Below are 16,613 nucleotides of genomic sequence, written 5' to 3'. Positions count from 1 at the left end.
TGCTTTGTCCTAGTGGGTTTCGGCGGCAGGAACGGTGGCTCCGGGTGCGGAGACGCCTTCGGGCCGCTTGCGTGCGTAGAGGTAGGTGGCGGCGGCGGTCACCGCGAGGCAGGCGGCCAGGAACACCAGGCCGGTCTGGCTGTTTCCGGTGGCGTCCTTGAGGATGCCCACGATGTAGGGAGCCACGAAGCCGCCCAGGTTGCCGAGGGAGTTGACCATGGCAAGGCCCGCTGCGGCCGCGGCGCCGGTGAGGGCAGCGGAGGGCATGGCAAGGAAGGGCGCGATGGCGGAGTAGATGCCCATGGCCGCGAGTGTCAGGAACACCATGGCGAGTACGGCGTTGACCGGCAGCAGGTAGCCTGCGCCCAGGAGGCCGGCGGCGGCGAGCACCATGCTCATGCTGGCATGCCATACGCGGTTGCCGGTGCGGTCCGAGCGCTTGCTCCAGAAGTAGACGAACACCGCTGCGATGGCGTAGGGGATGAAGACGATGAAGCCCACTTGGGTGGTGTCGAACTTGCCCAGCGCCTTGACGATGGTGGGCAGCCAGAGCCCCAGGCCATAGATGCCGCAGACCAGGCCGAAGTACAGCGCCGAGTAGGCGATGGTGCGGGGGTCCTTCAGGCCGGCAAGGAAGTTGTGGTTGCCCGCCTTCTGCTTGTCCGCCAGTTCCGCGGCCATGGTGGTGGAGAGCCATTCACGTTCTTCCGGCTTGAGCCACTTGGCGTGTTCCGGGCGGTCCGTCATGACGAACGGCGTGATGATGCCCAGCACGATCGCCGGGATGCCCTCAAGGATGTACAACCACTGCCAGCCGTGCAGGCCTGCCACTCCCTCGAGGTTCAGGAGCATGCCTGACACGGGAGCGCCCAGGGCGTTGGAGATGGGCTGGGCCAGGATGAAGATGCCCAACACGGTGACGCGCTGCGCCGCGGGAAACCACAGGGTCAGGTAGAAGAGGATGGCCGGGAAGAAGCCGGCCTCGGCGGCTCCGAGCAGGAAGCGGATGACGTAGAACGTGGCCTCGCCGTTCACCAGGAACATGGCGGTGGCGAAGATGCCCCAGCTGATCAGGATCCGGGCGATCCATTTGCGGGCACCGTACCGGTACATGCCGCCGTTGCTGGGGATTTCCAGCAGTGCGTAGCCCAGGAAGAAGATGCCTGCGCCCAGGCCGTAGGCAGCCTCGGTGAGGCCAATGTCGCCCTGCATGCCCAGCTTGGCGAAACCCACGTTGTTCCGGTCAAGGTAGGCGACGAAGTACAGCAGGACGATCAGGGGCATGAGCCTCCGGCGCACTTTGCGGAGGGTGGTCTCGCCCAGTTCGCTGAGTGCGGGGGCGGCGGCACGGGAGGTCATCGCGGGCCTCCTGCCGTGATGTGGGGACCCTCAAATAGGGAATGCGCGCGCATAACGACTCCTTTGGCTGGCGGCACTTTGGGGGGGTGTGAGATCAGGCCTGAGATCAGATGTCTGATATCTGACTGCGATTCTAATCACAGGTCAATGTGGGAGTCAACACACATGAAGGAGGGTATGGGTGTGCGGCGGAATGAATGGCGTCCGGAGGTGTGAAGCGGGGCGGTATCCGGCAGCGTCCTAGCCGGCGGTGGCTCCGCTGCGGCTGGACACGGCGAGGTAGTGCTCGTAGTCCTCGAAGGTCTGGGTGATGTGGGCGTCCATCGTGGAACGCGCCGTGGCAGGATCGCCTGCAGCGATGGCCGCAAGGACCATCTTGTGGTGGTGGATGGCGTGGCGCTGCACATCCGGGAACGCGGAGGTTTCGCGGCGCATGGCATACAGCAAGGTGGAAAGTTGGCCCAGCATGGCGGGGACGAACGGGTTTCCGGACGCACGCAGCACGGTGTCGTGGAAGGCGATGTCGGCCACGGTCAGCGCATCGACGTCTCCGGCCTGGTGTGCGGCTTCCATCTGCTCCACACTGTCCTGCAGGGCAGCAAGGTCCGCCGGGCGATGGCGGGATGCAGCGAGTTCGGCAGCCCCTGTCTCCACCATCCGGCGGACCTCAAGCAGTCGAAGGGCCACCTGGTCGGAGGCCACTCCCCTGGAGGCAGCCTGCATGATGGCGTCCATCCCGGTCCAGCGTTCCGGCGGATTGACGAACGTGCCCAGGCCGCGTTTTACGTACACCACGTTCTGGGCTTTCAGCACTTTCATGGCCTCCCGGGCCGTCAGCCGGCTGACCCCGGATTCCTTGGCGATGTCCGCTTCCGGCGGCAGGGCGTCGTCGGCCTTGATCTCTCCGCTGAGAATATGCTCAAGGACCTTGTCCACGACGACGTCAACCAGCGTCCGCCGCGCCTCTGCCATCCTGCTCCCCTGCCTGGGCACCGTGGCCCCTCTTGCCCTTCAACCCTACTCGACGCACGGCAGACAGCGACGACGGTTACACAGGGCGCTTAAACGCCGAACGCAGGGCCACTCCCAGGCCTGGCCCCATCGGATGGTGCCGGGCCGGGAGTGACCCCGCGTTGAGTGCAGTAGTCCCTAGAGGGCTGCGAAGACCTCGCGGAGCAGCTTGGCGGTTTCGGACGGCGTCTTGCCGACCTTCACGCCGGCAGCCTCGAGTGCTTCCTTCTTGGCCTGGGCGGTACCGGCGGAACCGGAGACGATGGCGCCTGCGTGGCCCATGGTCTTGCCTTCGGGAGCAGTGAAACCGGCGACGTAGCCGACAACGGGCTTGGTGACGTTGGCCTTGATGAAGTCGGCTGCGCGCTCTTCGGCGTCACCGCCGATTTCGCCGATCATGACGATGGCCTTGGTCTCGGGGTCAGCCTCGAACGCGGCCAGGGCGTCGATGTGCGTGGTGCCGATGATGGGGTCGCCGCCGATGCCGATGGCGGTGGAGAAGCCAAGGTCGCGCAGTTCGTACATCATCTGGTAGGTCAGGGTGCCGGACTTGGACACCAGGCCGATCGGGCCCTTGCCGGTGATGTTGGCGGGCGTGATGCCCACCAGTGCTTCGCCGGGGGTGATGATGCCGGGGCAGTTCGGGCCGATGATGCGGGTGACCTGGTTGCCGTCGGCGTCCACCTTCGACTGTGCCAGGGCCCAGAATTCGGCGGAGTCCTGGACGGGAACACCTTCGGTGATGACCACGACCAGGCCGATGCCGGCCTCGATGGCTTCGACGACGGCGTTCTTGGTGAATGCCGGCGGCACGAAGACGATGGAGACGTCAGCGCCGGTTTCGGCCATGGCTTCCTTGACGGTGCCGTAGACGTTGATTTCCTTGTCACCGTGCAGGACCGTGGTGCCGGCCTTGCGGGCGTTGACGCCGCCAACAATGTTGGTGCCGGCCTTGAGCATCAGGGCGGTGTGCTTGGTGCCTTCGCCGCCGGTGATGCCCTGGACGATGACCTTGGAGTCCTTGTTGAGGTAGATAGACATGGTGCGTCCCTTACTTAGCTGCGTTGGCGAGCTCGGCGGCCTTGTCGGCGCCCTCGTCCATGGTGGCGGCCAGGGTTACCAGCGGGTGGTTGGCCTCGGTGAGGATGCGGCGGCCTTCCTCGACGTTGTTGCCGTCAAGACGGACGACCAGCGGCTTGTTGGCGGAGTGGCCCAGCTCGGCCAGCGCACCAACGATGCCCTTGGCGACGGCGTCGCACGCGGTGATGCCGCCGAAGACGTTGACGAACACGGACTTGACCTGCTCGTCACCCAGGATGACGTCCAGGCCTGCGGCCATGACCTCAGCCGAGGCTCCGCCGCCGATATCCAGGAAGTTGGCGGGCTTGACGTTGCCGTGGTTTTCGCCGGCGTAGGCCACGACGTCGAGGGTGGACATGACCAGGCCTGCACCGTTGCCGATGATGCCTACTTCGCCGTCGAGCTTGACGTAGTTGAGGTCCTGCGCCTTTGCCTTGGCCTCAAGGGGGTCTGCAGCATCCTTGTCCTCGAGCTGCGCGTGCTTGGCGTGCCGGAAGTCTGCGTTCTCGTCGAGCGAGACCTTGCCGTCAAGGGCGACGATGTCGCCGGCACCGGTCTTGACGAGCGGGTTGACCTCCACCAGGGTGGCGTCTTCCTTCTTGAAGACGTCCCAGAGCTTGAGGATCACGGCGGCGACCTTGCCGCGCAGTTCCTCGGCGAAGCCTGCGGCTGCGACGATTTCGTCGGCCTTGGCCTGGTCGATGCCCACAGCGGGGTCGATGGCGATCTTGGCCAGCGCTTCGGGGCGTTCGACGGCGAGCTGTTCGATTTCCATGCCGCCTTCAACCGAGCACATGGCCAGGTAGTTGCGGTTGGCCCGGTCCAGCAGGACGGAGAAGTAGTATTCCTCGGCGATGTCAGCACCCTGGGCGATCATCACCTTGTTAACGGTGTGGCCCTTGATGTCCATGCCCAGGATGTTGGTGGCGTGCTCAAGCGCTTCGTCGGCAGACTTTGCGACCTTGACGCCGCCGGCCTTGCCGCGGCCACCTGCCTTGACCTGTGCCTTGACAACAGTCACGCCGCCGATCTTCTCGGCAGCTGCCTTTGCTTCTTCTGGGGTGTACGCCACGATGCCGGCAAGCACGGGTACACCGTGCGCCTCGAACATATCGCGCGCCTGGTATTCAAACAGGTCCACGGTTTAGTGTCCTTCTACGTCGAAGTAGTTTCTGTACAGTCGGACACCATCGAAAGACGATGACCGGGCTGCGGATTGCACGCACCGGCGGCCTGTCTGGAAACGAGCCACGCGGCGTAATGCTCCATGGGGAACTCTAGTCCTTTGGAGCGGCCGGGCCGTCCCAGACTACCTCTTATGTGAGTAAGCACACTATTCTATGGGGCGTAGAAAAACCGCGGATTTACGGGGTTTTTGAGGTGTCTGCCCCGGGGGAAACGGTGCTTTTGTCCGGTCCGGGAATCAGCTCGTAACGTTCCGCGGAAACAAAGAAACCGACGCCGGCGGAGACGTTTCCGCACGCCACCCCAGCGTTATAGGCCGAGCAGCGCAGTCCGTTGCGCTCCAGGTTCTGCCCGTCGGCAAGCACGGGCAGTTGGGCCAGCGGACCTGCTTTGTTTCCCTTGGGCCCATAGGCGGCCTCCATGGATGTGACGCCGGAACGGCACTCGCCGTACCGTACGCTGTCCGGCGCAAGGAGGGCTGCGCCGCCGAGGTAGCCCAGGTTGGTTCCTGCGCAGTCGTCCTTGATGTCGCCGGGTTTGGGCGCAGGATAGGTGGCGAGCTCGCAGTAGGCCACGGGGACGATGGGCAGCTTGTTGTTGGCCGCATTGCTGTAACTGTTTTGCTCGTAGGGCAGGTTCAGGTGCTCGCCCCTGGCGGACGTCAGCGAGCAGGCGACGGTCCGGTCGGCGGTAATGAAGGAAAGGACGTCCCCGCCGCTGGAGAACTGCTTCGCGTCCGCCAGCGGCGCGTTCTCCAACTGTTCCATGGGCGGCCGGGGCGGCGGCGGAACATAGGAAGGGTCACTGGTTGTCACCGAGCATCCGGTGCCGGCCACCAGGAAAAGGGCGGCGAGCATCCCCCATATAGTCCGTCGCATGGCCTCCATTATGCCCCGCAGGAAGGGTGGGATCGCCCAACCTTACTGTGGCAGGGCCTGGCCCGATCGGGTCAGCGGACGATCTTGAAGTTGAAGGCCGGGGTTCCGAGGGCGCCCCACAAGCGGAGCCAGACAGGCAGCAGCATTTCGGTGCCGCGTGCCGTGGTGATGTCGCCAAGATCGATGATGTCCTGGTGGCCGAAGTCCTTCAGGATCCCGGTGACCATGGCCTTGGCCTCGGCATCGTTGCCTGAAACGAACACGGATCCGGGATCGGACAGCAGTCCCGGATGGGCCATCAGGTCTGCGTTCATGGTGTTGAGTGCCTTGACCACGCGGGCGGCGGGGAAGGCACGCTGGATTTGCTCAGCCAGTGAATCGGTGTCCTTTACGAAGAGGGTTGGGGGCATGCCATTGCTGAAGTCGAGCGGGTTCGCAATATCCAGGACCACTGCGCCTTCGAGGTTCGCCGCTCCGACCTCCTCCAGCACGTCGAGGGATGCACCGCCGTTGGTTGCGTTGACGATCAGCCCGGCGCCCTCGGCCGCGTCGGAGAACCGCGCCACCGTGATGGCCGGGTTCTCTGCGGCCCAGGTTGCGAACGCCGGGTTGCCCATGGCGCCGGCCGAGGTCCGGGACAAGGCGGCCTCGGGATCACGGGTCCCGACGGTGACGGAATGGCCGATCTCCGCGAGGCGGGCGGCGATGGTTCGGCCCACCACTCCAGTTCCAAGTACTGCTGTCTTCATGCTGATCTCCTGGTGATGCGTGTCCGCAAACCCGATGTGACGGATCGTTCCCAAGTTTGTGACGGATCGTTCCGTCTGTCAAACTGGCTTAGTCGATATCGGAGCAATGTGGAGGAGAGTTGTGGCGCGCAGGACGGCTGAGGAAAACCGGCGCAACGTTCTTGAGGTGGCCACGCGCTTGTTTTACGGGCATGGCATACGGGCCGTGGGAATGGACACCGTGGTGAAGGAGTGCGGGGTCGGCAACGCGACCGTATACCGCCAGTTTCCCACTAAGGACGCCTTGGCCACCGCCTATGTCCAGGGCAGGGCGGACGCCTGGTTCGAGCGCATGCGTGCTGCCGCGGGCGGGGAAGCGGCTCCGCAGGACAAGCTCATGGCCGTGTTCGAAGTACTGGCCACCGACTGCGCCGGGAGCAGCTACCGGGGGTGCCCCATGCTGAACACCAACACCGAGTTCCCCGAGGGATCGCACCCGGCCCACCTGGCCGCCGTCACACACAAGGAACAGGTCCGCGACTGGTTCCTCACCCTGGCGGCCGATGCAGGGGCTGAGGATCCGGATCGGCTGGCCGAGGAACTCCTCATTGTCCTCAACGGCGCATACGCCACGGCCGCGGTCCTGGATGGTGCCACCTATGGGTCGCGTGCGGTGGATCTGGCTCGCCGCCTGGTGGCCGGGTCCTGTCCGGCACGCAGCTGAGGCCGGACCCGCCCGAGTTCACGGCCGGGGGCGGCGCGTCCGCGCCTTAGGCGTCGAGCTTGGTCAACGGCGCGTAGCGCAGCAGCAGGCGCTTCTCGCCGACGTCGAACTTGACCTTGGCAACTGTCTTGTCCCCGGCTCCTTCGAGCGCCAGGACCGTGCCATTTCCGAAGCTTGTGTGGTTGACTTTGTCGCCCACGTTGACGGCGACGATTTCTTTCTGCGGCTGTACCCGGGTCTTGGCCAGGAAGGCCGGAACGTCGGCGTTGAAGCCGGCAGAAGAATCTGCCGCCGCACCCCGGGACGTGCCGGCGCCCCAGAATGACCCACTGTAGCGGCCGGACCCGATGGAGCCGCCGCCTGCCCACGACTGCCGGCTGGTTCCTTCGCGTTTCCATTCCAGGAGCTCGGCGGGAATCTCCTCCAGGAACTGGCTGGCGGGGTTGTATTGGCTCTGCCCCCACATGCTGCGGACCTCGGAGCGGGTCACGTACAGGCGCTTGCGGGCGCGGGTGAGTCCCACATAGGCCAGCCGGCGTTCCTCTGCCAGTTCTTTGGGGTCGGTGGCGGATCGCTGGTGCGGGAACAGTCCGTGTTCCATGCCCGTAAGGAACACCACCGGGAATTCCAGGCCCTTGGCCGTGTGCAGGGTCATCAACGTGACCACGCCGAGCCGCTTGGCCTCGGCCACCGCGGCGTCGATGTCCGCGCCGGGGGCGTCCGGGATCTGGTCGGCATCGGCCACCAGGGACACCTGCTCCAGGAACGCGGCCAGGCTGCCCTCAGGATTCTCCTGCTCGTATTCGCGGACCACGGCAACAAGTTCGGCCAGGTTTTCCACCCGGGATTCGTCCTGGGGATCAGTGCTGGAACGCAGTGAGGCCAGGTATCCGGTCTGCTCCAAGACAGCCTCGAGTGCTGCGGCGGCGCCGGACCCCGCCGCCACCTCGGCGAGGTCGTCCAGCATCTTCACAAAGCCCAGGACGGCGTTGACTGACCGGGTGGCCATGCCGGGTGCCTGGTCAGCCCGCCGGGCGGCAGCCATGAAGGACGTCCGCTCCCGCTCGGCCAAAGCCGCCACCGCGCCCTCGGCACGGTCACCGATGCCGCGTTTGGGCTCGTTCAGCACCCGTCGGAGGTTGACGTCGTCGTCCGGGTTCACCAGGACGCGCAGGTAGGCAAGGGCGTCCTTGATTTCCTTGCGTTCGTAGAAGCGCGTGCCGCCCACCACCTTGTAGGGCAGGCCCACACGCACCAGGACGTCCTCAATGGAACGGGACTGGGCGTTGGTGCGGTAGAAGATGGCGACGTCGCCCGGGCGCAGGTTGTCCTCGTCCTGCAGCCGATCGATCTCCTTGGCAATAAACTGTGCTTCGTCGTGCTCGTTCTCGCCCACGTACCCGATGATTTTGTGGCCTTCGCCTTCGGCCGTCCAGAGCCGCTTTTCCGGCCGGTTGGGGTTGCGCGAGATCACCGAGTTGGCAGCGCTCAGGATATTTTGCGTGGATCGGTAGTTCTGCTCCAGCTTGATGGTCCGGGCTTCCGGGTAGTCCTTTTCGAATTCCACGATGTTGCGGATGTCAGCGCCGCGGAAGGCATAGATGGATTGATCGGAATCGCCCACCACGGTCAGTTCCGAAGCGCCCGGGCCTTCGCCCACAATTTCGCGCACCAGCGCGTACTGGGCGTGGTTGGTGTCCTGGTATTCGTCCACCAGGACATGGCGGAACCTCCGGCGGTAAGACTCGGCCAAAGCGGGGAAGGCCCGGAACATGAAGACGGTCTCGGCGATGAGGTCGTCAAAGTCCATGGCGTTGGCCTGGCGCAGGCGCTGCGTATAGCCCTTGTAGACGTCCGCGACGGCATGTTCGAACGGATCGTTGTAGTTGGCCGCCGAAGCAAAGGAGTCTGCGTCGATCAGTTCGTTCTTCAGGGCGGAGATCTTGTGCTGGATGGCCTTGGGCGCAAACTTCTTGGGATCGAGGTCCAGGGCTTTGGAGACCTGGGTGACCAGCCGCAGGGAGTCGGCAGAGTCGTAAATGGAAAAGTTTGATTTCAACCCGACGTTGGCCGCCTCCTGCCGCAGGATGCGGACGCAGGACGAGTGGAACGTGGAGATCCACATGATCTTTGCACGGCCGCCCACCAGCGCTTCGATCCGCTCCCGCATTTCCGCGGCCGCCTTGTTGGTGAAGGTGATGGCCAGGATCTCGCCGTGGTGGGCACGGCCGGTGGCAATCAGGTACGCGATCCGGTTACTAAGCACACGGGTCTTGCCGGATCCTGCACCGGCGACGATCAGCAGCGCCGGGCCGGCATGCTTGACCGCTTCTTCCTGCTGCGGGTTCAACCCCTCCAGCAACGCGGCAGCATCCGGGCGGTGACCCCGGGAATGCCCTTCAGGTGGCCGCCCTGCGCGCACGCCTCCCCCGCCCCCGGGGACCGCAACTGCGCCTTCTGAGGGCGACTTGGTGCGGGCGGTGGTGGAAGGAGCGGCCTTGAACGGTCCGTCAGAGTATGGGTCAAACAACATATCCATGGTGCCTACAAGTCTAGGCGGTGGGACCGACAACGCCTTCCAGGCTGTGGATTTCGGGCTGTGGACCCCCGGTAATGCCTAGGCCACCGAGCCTGACTGAAGGGCCGCGCGCAACTGGCGCACCGCCGTCGTCCCTCCTGCGAGGAACCACTCCAGGCCGTTGACCCTGACGGTGTCCACGGCGCCCCCTGCCGCACGGACAATCGCCTTGCCCGGCAACCAGTCCCATTCAGGGCAGCTGTGCTGGAACCAGCACCCCAGCTGGCCGTCCGCCACGCGGCCCAGGTCGCAGGAACCCGAGCCCAGCATGCGAAGGGACGCCGCGGACGTCGCTGCCGCGTGCCACGGCATGGCACACATGGGATCCATCAGCCACGTGGGGTGGATGTAGGTGGCGGCGCCAAGTTCAGCTACGGGGGTGTTGGTCCGCCTGCCGCCGTCGTCGGAGAAGACCGTGAGCGGTTCGCCGTTACGGGTGGCGGGCCGGTCCCGCCCGCCGAGCCAGAGTTTGTCCTCCTCCGGCTGGAAAACGGCACCGAGCAGCACATCGGCGGAATCCTTGAGGGCAATGGCCGAGCACCAGTAGGTGGAGCCGTGGAAGAAGTTGTAGGTGCCGTCCACGGGGTCGATCACCCAAGTACGGCCGCTGGTTCCCTGGACGGAGGCGCCTTCCTCGCCCAGGATGCCGTCCTCCGGCCGGCAGCGCTGCAGCTGTTCCAGCACGTAGGCTTCGGCGACGTGGTCGGCCGCGGTCACGACGTCGGAGACGGACGTCTTTTGTTCCGACTCCAGGCCGGCCATGCGCATAAGGAGCGCCAGCTGTCCGGCTTCGCGGACCAGCGCCGCCGCCAGTTCGTAGTCGTCCAGGGATGGGTCAAGAACAGCTGCGCTGTGTCGGCCAGTGGTCATGGCTTCAGTTTATGGGGCTGGATAATGGTGCCATGGCCAAAACCCCTGCCCAGCGCATCAAGAAGCACGGCGCCAACGCGGCTGTGCCGCAGCACCACCTGCCGCCGGTGGTCAACCCCACCACGGCGCGCACGCCGGAAAAGGCGCAGGGCAACAGCAACCTCATTGTCATCGCCGGTGTGGTGGCCAGCCTGTTCCTGTTCTGGTACCTGCACCTGCTGACCCTGGACCAGCTCACGCAGCTCACCAAAGGCATGGCCATGCCGGATTCGCTGGTGGGCGGCTTCGACGCCGGCTACATCGGACGGCTGCAGGGGCAGATGGACAGTGACGCCCTGGGCCAGCTGAGCTACGTCCACAAGACCGCCGGGACGCTCTTCCCGCTGATCTTCGGCTTTACGTGGCTGCTGCTCATCGGCACCAACGTTGCACGGAAAGCGCTGCGCTGGGCGCTGTGGGCGCTGCCCATGCTCTTCGTGGTGGTCCGCCTCTGCGGCAACGTGGCCATTGACGCCATGATGGGCACGGCAGGTCCAGACGCCGGCCAGGTTGCCTTGGCATCCGGCCTCACCGTTGCAGGGTGGGTACTTCTGGTGCTGAGCCTGCTGGCCGGTGCCGCAGCAGTATTCGTCAACAAACGGGAACGGAAAGAGCGTTAGGCAGCTGTTGCCCGGGCGCGCGCCGCTGCCCGCCGTTCCTTCCGGCGCCGGTGCACCCGTTGTGCGATGACCAGCCCCGCGGCGGCCATCCCCACCGTCACCGGATAGCCCATGAGCCGTTCCAGCGTGCCAGGCTCTTGGACGTTCATTCGGGTCAGCAAGCCGGTGGCCAGCGCCGTCAGCGATACGCCGCCGCACACCAGGATGAACCACGCCATCCCGCTCTGCCGCAGCCAGAGGATGCCCAGCACCAGCAGGGCGGCCCCGCCGGAGATGAAGTACGTGATGGCGCCGGCGTAGTGCCAAGGGGAGCCCACGTCTTCGGGGACCAGGCCCACCACCATGGTTCCAACGCCGGCAGCTCCGGTAAGAAAGCGGACCGCTGTCGCCGCCAGCCACGGCTTCCGGTGGCCCCGGTCAATCCTGGCACCATGCCGTGCGGCGACGCACAGCAGCCCCGAGGTCAGGAGCACTGCACCCAGCAGCAGCCCAAGGCCCTGGAGCACGAACGAAACGTTCATCAGCCAGTTCAGCGGCGAGCACACCTGGCGCCCGGCATGGACCCCGCAATGCAGGGCACCAAGGTCGCTGATGTAACCGGTCCGGAGGTCGTACGGACGCGGACCGGCCCACGCAATCGCCACCACTGCCTCCGCGAGGAAGTACTGCAGCACGCTCAGCACAGACCAGGCGCCGATGTAGTGCCGGGTGGACGCGGTGTCCGGCAGGTAGGCGGCAGCGGGAGCGGCAGTCGGGGCTGGACTCATGCTTTGAGCGTAGTACGGCCCGGTACCTTGTATGCTTGTAACCGTGTTCGGACGGACCGGCCCCGCCGGTTGCCGAATGCCCGCCCTCGTAGCTCAGTGGATAGAGCACGGCTCTCCTAAAGCCGGTGTCGTTGGTTCGATTCCAATCGAGGGCACTTGAACCATCGTTCCCCGCAGTCCCGCCTTCGCGCCTACCTCCTGGGCAGCCCGGCGGGCAGTCCCACCGCCACGGAGCAGCCGGGACGCTGGCGGGTGGAGCGTGACCTGCTGGACAGGTCGGACGGCACCCGCGGAAGCTTTACCGGCGTCGTGGTCTTCACCCCCACGGACGACGACGGCCTTGCCCTTCGTGAGGAAGGCACCATGCGCTGGCCTGCTTTTACCGGCCCCGCTTCACGGGAGTACGTGCTGAAAGCGTCCACGCGGCTGGACGCCCTGGACGTGTTCTTCCCCGACGGCCGGCCGTTCCACCGGATGAGCTTCACCCCGGACGCCAGCCTGGACGCCCACTGGTGCGACCCCGATACCTACCGCGTCTCGTACACCTGCCTGGGCCCTGACACCTTCAGCTACAGCTGGGACGTGACCGGCCCCCGCAAGGATTTGCTGCTGGTCTCACACCTGGTCCGGGAGGCACCGTGAAGGATCGCATTGTGGTCTCTGCCGTCTGCGTGTTCGACGACGCCGGGCGGCTCCTGACAGTCCGGAAACGCGGCACGGCCATGTTCATGCACCCCGGGGGCAAACCGGAGCCGGGCGAAACCGCCGTCCAGGCCGCCGCCCGCGAGCTGGCGGAAGAGGTGGGCATCATCCTCCGCCCGCAGGAGCTGGAACTGATGGGGGTCTGGGTGGCCGATGCCGCCAACGAGGCCGCCACCGACATCGAGGCCACCGTCTTCCTCGCGCCGGGCACCTGGCAGGCCAACCCGGCCGCCGAGATCGCCGAGATCCGCTGGCTGGACTATGCCGGGATGGACGGCGCACCCCTGCCCGGCGACCTCGCACCGCTGCTCACGGACCACATCCTGCCCGTGCTGGCCGCGCGGCCACCCCGCTAGAACTCGGGGACGGCTTCCTGCGCCACCGCGGTGGCTTCGGCGAACTGCGTCCGGTAAAGCTCCGAGTAGCGGCCGCCCGCGGCCAGCAGTTCGGTATGGGTTCCCCGTTCAACGATCCGCCCGTCTTCCACCACCAGGATGGCGTCGGCGGCACGCACGGTGGAGAGACGGTGGGCAATCACGACGGCGGTCCGGCCCTCGAGCGCGGCGCCCAGGGCCGCCTGGACGGCGGCTTCGTTCGTTGAGTCCAGCGCGGCCGTGGCCTCGTCCAGGATGACCACCCGCGGCTGGGCGATCAGCAACCGCGCGATGGTCAGCCGCTGGCGCTCACCGCCGGAGAGCCGGTAGCCGCGCTCCCCCACCACGGTGTCCAGTCCGTCCGGCAGGGACCTGACCATGCTCTCCAGCCGTGCCTGCCGGAGCACGTCCCACATGTCCTCCTCCGTGGCGTCCGGGCGGGCCAGCCGCAGGTTGGAGGCGATGGATTCGTGGAACAGGTGCCCGTCCTGGGTCACCATGCCCAGGGTGTCGCGCAGCGAATCGAAGGTCGCGTCGCGCACGTCCAGCCCGGTCCCCGGCGTGGCGCCGCCCAACCGCACCGCGCCGGAGTCGACGTCGTACAGCCGTGACAGCAGCTGGGCGATCGTTGATTTGCCGGCCCCTGAGGAGCCCACCAGCGCCACCGTCTGGCCCGGGTCGACGCGGAAGCTGATGCCGTGCAGCACTTCCTCGCCGCCGCGGGGGTCCAGCGTGGAGACTTCCTCCAGCGACGCCAATGAGACCTTGTCCGCCGAGGGGTAGGCGAAGCGGACGTTGTCGAACTCGACCGACACCGGCCCGGCAGGCACCGGCACGGCGTCCGGCTTCTGCTGGATCAAGGGTTCCAGGTCCAGGATTTCGAAGACGCGTTCAAAGCTGACCAGGGCGCTCATGACTTCCACCCGGGCGTTGGAGAGCGCCGTGAGCGGGGCGTAGAGCCGGGTCAGCAGCAGCGCCAGGACCACCACGTCGCCAGGAGCAAGCTGGCCGGCGAGGGCAAGCCAGCCGCCCAGGCCGTACACGAGCGCCAGCGCCAGCGCTGACACCAGCGTCAGTGCCGTGACGAACGTGAACTGCAGCATGGCCATTCGGATGCCGATGTCACGGACCCGTCCGGCGCGGGCGGCGAACTCGCGGGATTCCTCATCCGGGCGGCCGAACAGCTTCACCAGGGTGGCGCCCGGGGCGGAGAACCGCTCGGTCATCTGCGTACCCATGGCGGCGTTGTGCGCGGCGGCCTCGCGGCGCAGGTCTGCCAGCTTGGAGCCCATTCGCCTGGCCGGGATAAGGAAGATCGGCAGCAGCACCATGGCCAGCACGGTCACCAGCCAGGAGGTATGGAGCATCACGGCCAGTGTCAGGGCCAGCGCCACCGAGTTGCTCACCACACCGGACAGGGTTCCGGCGAAAGCGGACTGCGCTCCGATGACATCGTTGTTGAGGCGGCTGACCAGTGCCCCCGTGCGGGTCCGGGTGAAGAACGCAATGGGCATGCGCTGCACGTGGTCGAACACCCGGGTGCGCAGGTCCACGATGACGCCTTCGCCGATGGTGGAGGACAGCCAGCGGGTCACCAGCCCCACCCCGGCCTCCCCCACAGCCACGATCGCGATCAGCACCGCCAGCCAGATCACCGTGTCTGCACTGGCCTTGGCGATGATCGCGTCAACCACCTGGCCGGCGAGCACCGGCGTGGCCACGGCCAAAAAGGCAGCAGCGATGGAGGAGAGCACGAAGGCGATGAGCTTGCCCTTGTGCGGGACGGCAAAGGCCAGCACCCGCTTAAGGGTTTCCTTGGAGAACGGCTTCGAGCCGCTCTTGGCGGTGCTGATGTTGTAGAGCGAGCTCCACGCCACGCGGTCCATGCTCATGGTTGCTTCTCCTGGCTTGCAGTGTGGTGGAGTTCCTGGACCGTTCCGTCTTCCAGGTGCCACCGTGAGTCGAGTCGAACGTTTTCCAGCAGCCGGCGGTCGTGGGTGACCAGCAACAGCGCGCCGTCGTAGCTTTCCAGGGCCTCTTCCAGCTGCTCAATGGCGGGCAGGTCGAGGTGGTTGGTGGGTTCGTCCAGCACCAGCAGGTTTACCCCACGGGCCTGCAGCAGGGCCAGGGCAGCCCGGGTCCGCTCCCCCGGAGACAGGGAATCCACGGTCCGGGAGGTATGGTCCGCCTTGAGCCCGAACTTGGCCAGCAGCGTGCGGACGTCGGCACCGGTCCAGTCAGCCAGCACCGCCTCGACGGCGTCGCCCAGCGGCCGGGCGCCGTCAAGCAGCCCGCGGGCCTGGTCGATTTCACCGACGGCGACGGAGGCACCCATGGAGGCCTCGCCGTCGTCCGGTTCCTGGGTGCCCAGCAACAGGCGCAGCAGGGTCGATTTTCCGGCGCCGTTGGGCCCGGTAATCCCGATGCGTTCCCCGCCGTTGAGCTGGAGGTTTACCGGCCCCAGGGTGAAGTCACCTTGGCGGGCGACCACGTCGCGCAGGGTGGCGACGACGGCACTGGAGCGGGGTGCCTGGCCGATGCTGAACTGGAGCTGCCATTCCTTGCGGGGCTCCTCCACCGCGTCGAGCCTGGCGATGCGGGATTCCATTTGCCGGACCTTCTGCGCCTGCTTCTCGGAGGACTCTGTGCTGGCCGCGCGCCGGATCTTGTCGTTGTCCGGGTTCTTCTTCATGGCGTTCCGGACGCCCTGGGAGCTCCACTCCCGCTGGGTCCGCGCCCTGGACACCAAGTCTGCTTTGGTGGCCGCAAACTCCTCGTACTTCTCGCGGGCGTGCCGGCGCGCCACGGCGCGTTCCTCGAGGAAGGCGTCATAGCCGCCGTCGTAAACCGCCACGCTGTTCTGGGCCAGGTCCAGCTCAACCACCCGCGTCACACAGCGGGCCAGGAACTCGCGGTCGTGGCTGACCAGCACCACACCCCCACGCAGCCCCCGGACAAAGTTCTCCAGCGTGGCCAAGCCGGCGAGGTCCAGGTCGTTCGTGGGCTCATCGAGCAGCACCACGTCGAACCGGCTGAGCAGCAAGGCTGCCAGGGCTACCCGGGCGGCCTGGCCGCCGGACAGGCCGGTCATCAGCGCATCCGGGCCAGCGTCCAGGCCGAGGTCAGCCAGCACAGCCGGGATGCGGTCATCGAGGTCCGCGGCGCCGGAAGCCATCCAGCGGTCGAACGCCCGGGAGTAGGCATCATCCGCGCCGGGTGCGCCGGAACCCAGGGCTTCCGCGGTGGTTTCCATCTGCAGGGTGGCTTCCGCGCAGCCGGTCCGGCGGGCAATGTAACCGGCCACGGTTTCGCCGGAGATGCGTTCGTGCTCCTGCGGCAGCCAGCCAACGAAGGCGTCCGCCGGCGCAAGGCTCACGGAACCGCCCTGGGGTTGGTCCACGCCGGCGAGGAGGCGCAACAGGGTGGACTTTCCGGCGCCGTTCGCTCCCACCACCCCAACGACGTCGCCGGGGGCTACCGTCAGCGAAAGGCCGGAGAAGAGCACACGGTGGCCGTGGCCGCCGGAGACGTCTTTGGCAACGAGGGTTGCAGTCATTGATTCGTCCTTTCGCCGCTGCCCGGGCAGCGGATTTGCGCCGGCGCAGGAGCTGTTACGGGGCCGCGGCGCCGCTGGGGCTGCAGGACATAAAAGAACCCGCCGGTCCGGACTTGGGGGGTGTACGGACCAACGGGCTCGA

General features: G+C 66.4%; 15 protein-coding genes and 1 tRNA gene. 5 read left to right on the top strand and 11 right to left on the bottom strand.

The window, feature by feature from the left end; genetic code table 11:
- Window positions 1-9: 9 nt before the first annotated feature.
- The 6 genes from AB4Y79_RS09905 to AB4Y79_RS09880 all read right to left on the bottom strand — a co-directional run bounded on the left by AB4Y79_RS09905 (window position 10) and on the right by AB4Y79_RS09880 (window position 6,262).
- Entirely contained in the window at window positions 10-1,359 is a 1,350-nt protein-coding gene (locus AB4Y79_RS09905; RefSeq protein WP_441860880.1) for an MFS transporter, read from the bottom strand.
- A 240-nt stretch (window positions 1,360-1,599) separates the two neighbouring features.
- The gene (locus tag AB4Y79_RS09900; RefSeq protein WP_441860878.1) at window positions 1,600-2,331 is read right to left on the bottom strand and encodes a FadR/GntR family transcriptional regulator; all 732 of its coding nucleotides are present in this window, start codon (window positions 2,329-2,331) and stop codon (window positions 1,600-1,602) included.
- Between the two features lie 177 nt (window positions 2,332-2,508).
- Window positions 2,509-3,411 (bottom strand): succinate--CoA ligase subunit alpha, encoded by a 903-nt coding sequence (gene sucD, locus AB4Y79_RS09895; protein ID WP_018762176.1) that lies wholly within the window; start codon window positions 3,409-3,411, stop codon window positions 2,509-2,511.
- A gap of 10 nt (window positions 3,412-3,421) precedes the next feature.
- On the bottom strand, window positions 3,422-4,591 hold the full coding sequence (gene sucC / locus AB4Y79_RS09890) for an ADP-forming succinate--CoA ligase subunit beta (protein WP_308931990.1): 1,170 nt from the start codon (window positions 4,589-4,591) through the stop codon (window positions 3,422-3,424).
- A gap of 223 nt (window positions 4,592-4,814) precedes the next feature.
- Window positions 4,815-5,492 carry a hypothetical protein gene (locus tag AB4Y79_RS09885; protein ID WP_441861181.1) on the bottom strand — a complete coding sequence of 226 codons (678 nt, stop codon included), beginning with the start codon at window positions 5,490-5,492 and terminating at the stop codon, window positions 4,815-4,817.
- Window positions 5,493-5,584: 92 nt separating this feature from the next.
- Entirely contained in the window at window positions 5,585-6,262 is a 678-nt protein-coding gene (locus tag AB4Y79_RS09880) for an NADPH-dependent F420 reductase (RefSeq protein WP_441860876.1), read from the bottom strand.
- Window positions 6,263-6,383: 121 nt separating this feature from the next.
- On the opposite strand from AB4Y79_RS09880, the gene AB4Y79_RS09875 reads away from it, so the two are divergent.
- Window positions 6,384-6,965: a TetR/AcrR family transcriptional regulator gene (locus tag AB4Y79_RS09875; RefSeq protein ID WP_441860874.1), complete on the top strand. Its 582-nt coding sequence runs from the start codon at window positions 6,384-6,386 to the stop codon at window positions 6,963-6,965.
- A 46-nt stretch (window positions 6,966-7,011) separates the two neighbouring features.
- Here AB4Y79_RS09875 and pcrA read toward each other — a convergent pair whose 3' ends face one another.
- Together pcrA and AB4Y79_RS09865 are read right to left on the bottom strand one after the other, a co-directional pair.
- A complete protein-coding gene (gene pcrA / locus AB4Y79_RS09870) occupies window positions 7,012-9,498 on the bottom strand; it encodes a DNA helicase PcrA (protein ID WP_441861179.1) in 2,487 nt (828 codons plus the stop codon).
- A gap of 84 nt (window positions 9,499-9,582) precedes the next feature.
- A complete protein-coding gene (locus tag AB4Y79_RS09865; RefSeq protein ID WP_441860872.1) occupies window positions 9,583-10,413 on the bottom strand; it encodes an inositol monophosphatase family protein in 831 nt (276 codons plus the stop codon).
- A 32-nt stretch (window positions 10,414-10,445) separates the two neighbouring features.
- Between AB4Y79_RS09865 and AB4Y79_RS09860 the strand changes: the two genes are divergently transcribed.
- A complete protein-coding gene (locus AB4Y79_RS09860) occupies window positions 10,446-11,072 on the top strand; it encodes a hypothetical protein (protein ID WP_441860870.1) in 627 nt (208 codons plus the stop codon).
- Here AB4Y79_RS09860 and AB4Y79_RS09855 read toward each other — a convergent pair.
- Complete coding sequence (locus AB4Y79_RS09855; RefSeq protein WP_441860868.1) at window positions 11,069-11,839, bottom strand: DUF998 domain-containing protein; 771 nt, start codon at window positions 11,837-11,839, stop codon at window positions 11,069-11,071. The two genes, AB4Y79_RS09860 and AB4Y79_RS09855, sit on opposite strands and share 4 nt — an antisense overlap.
- Before the next feature lie 82 nt (window positions 11,840-11,921).
- Here AB4Y79_RS09855 and AB4Y79_RS09850 point away from each other — a divergent pair.
- The 3 genes from AB4Y79_RS09850 to AB4Y79_RS09840 all read left to right on the top strand — a co-directional run bounded on the left by AB4Y79_RS09850 (window position 11,922) and on the right by AB4Y79_RS09840 (window position 12,897).
- Window positions 11,922-11,994: transfer RNA gene (locus tag AB4Y79_RS09850), tRNA-Arg, on the top strand.
- Window position 11,995: 1 nt separating this feature from the next.
- Window positions 11,996-12,481, top strand: coding sequence for a DUF6314 family protein (locus tag AB4Y79_RS09845; protein WP_441860866.1), 486 nt, complete (start codon window positions 11,996-11,998; stop codon window positions 12,479-12,481).
- The gene (locus AB4Y79_RS09840; protein ID WP_441860864.1) at window positions 12,478-12,897 is read left to right on the top strand and encodes an NUDIX hydrolase; all 420 of its coding nucleotides are present in this window, start codon (window positions 12,478-12,480) and stop codon (window positions 12,895-12,897) included. Before AB4Y79_RS09845 ends, AB4Y79_RS09840 begins: the two co-directional genes overlap by 4 nt.
- Here AB4Y79_RS09840 and AB4Y79_RS09835 read toward each other — a convergent pair.
- Window positions 12,894-14,807, bottom strand: coding sequence for an ABC transporter ATP-binding protein (locus AB4Y79_RS09835; protein ID WP_441860863.1), 1,914 nt, complete (start codon window positions 14,805-14,807; stop codon window positions 12,894-12,896). The two genes, AB4Y79_RS09840 and AB4Y79_RS09835, sit on opposite strands and share 4 nt — an antisense overlap.
- The gene (locus AB4Y79_RS09830) at window positions 14,804-16,471 is read right to left on the bottom strand and encodes an ABC-F family ATP-binding cassette domain-containing protein (protein WP_441860862.1); all 1,668 of its coding nucleotides are present in this window, start codon (window positions 16,469-16,471) and stop codon (window positions 14,804-14,806) included. Before AB4Y79_RS09830 ends, AB4Y79_RS09835 begins: the two co-directional genes overlap by 4 nt.
- Window positions 16,472-16,613: the final 142 nt, after the last annotated feature.

This window comes from Pseudarthrobacter sp. YAF2, from assembly GCF_052113345.1.
Taxonomy (GTDB): domain Bacteria; phylum Actinomycetota; class Actinomycetes; order Actinomycetales; family Micrococcaceae; genus Arthrobacter.
This window is presented reverse-complemented; position numbering and strand designations above follow the sequence as displayed.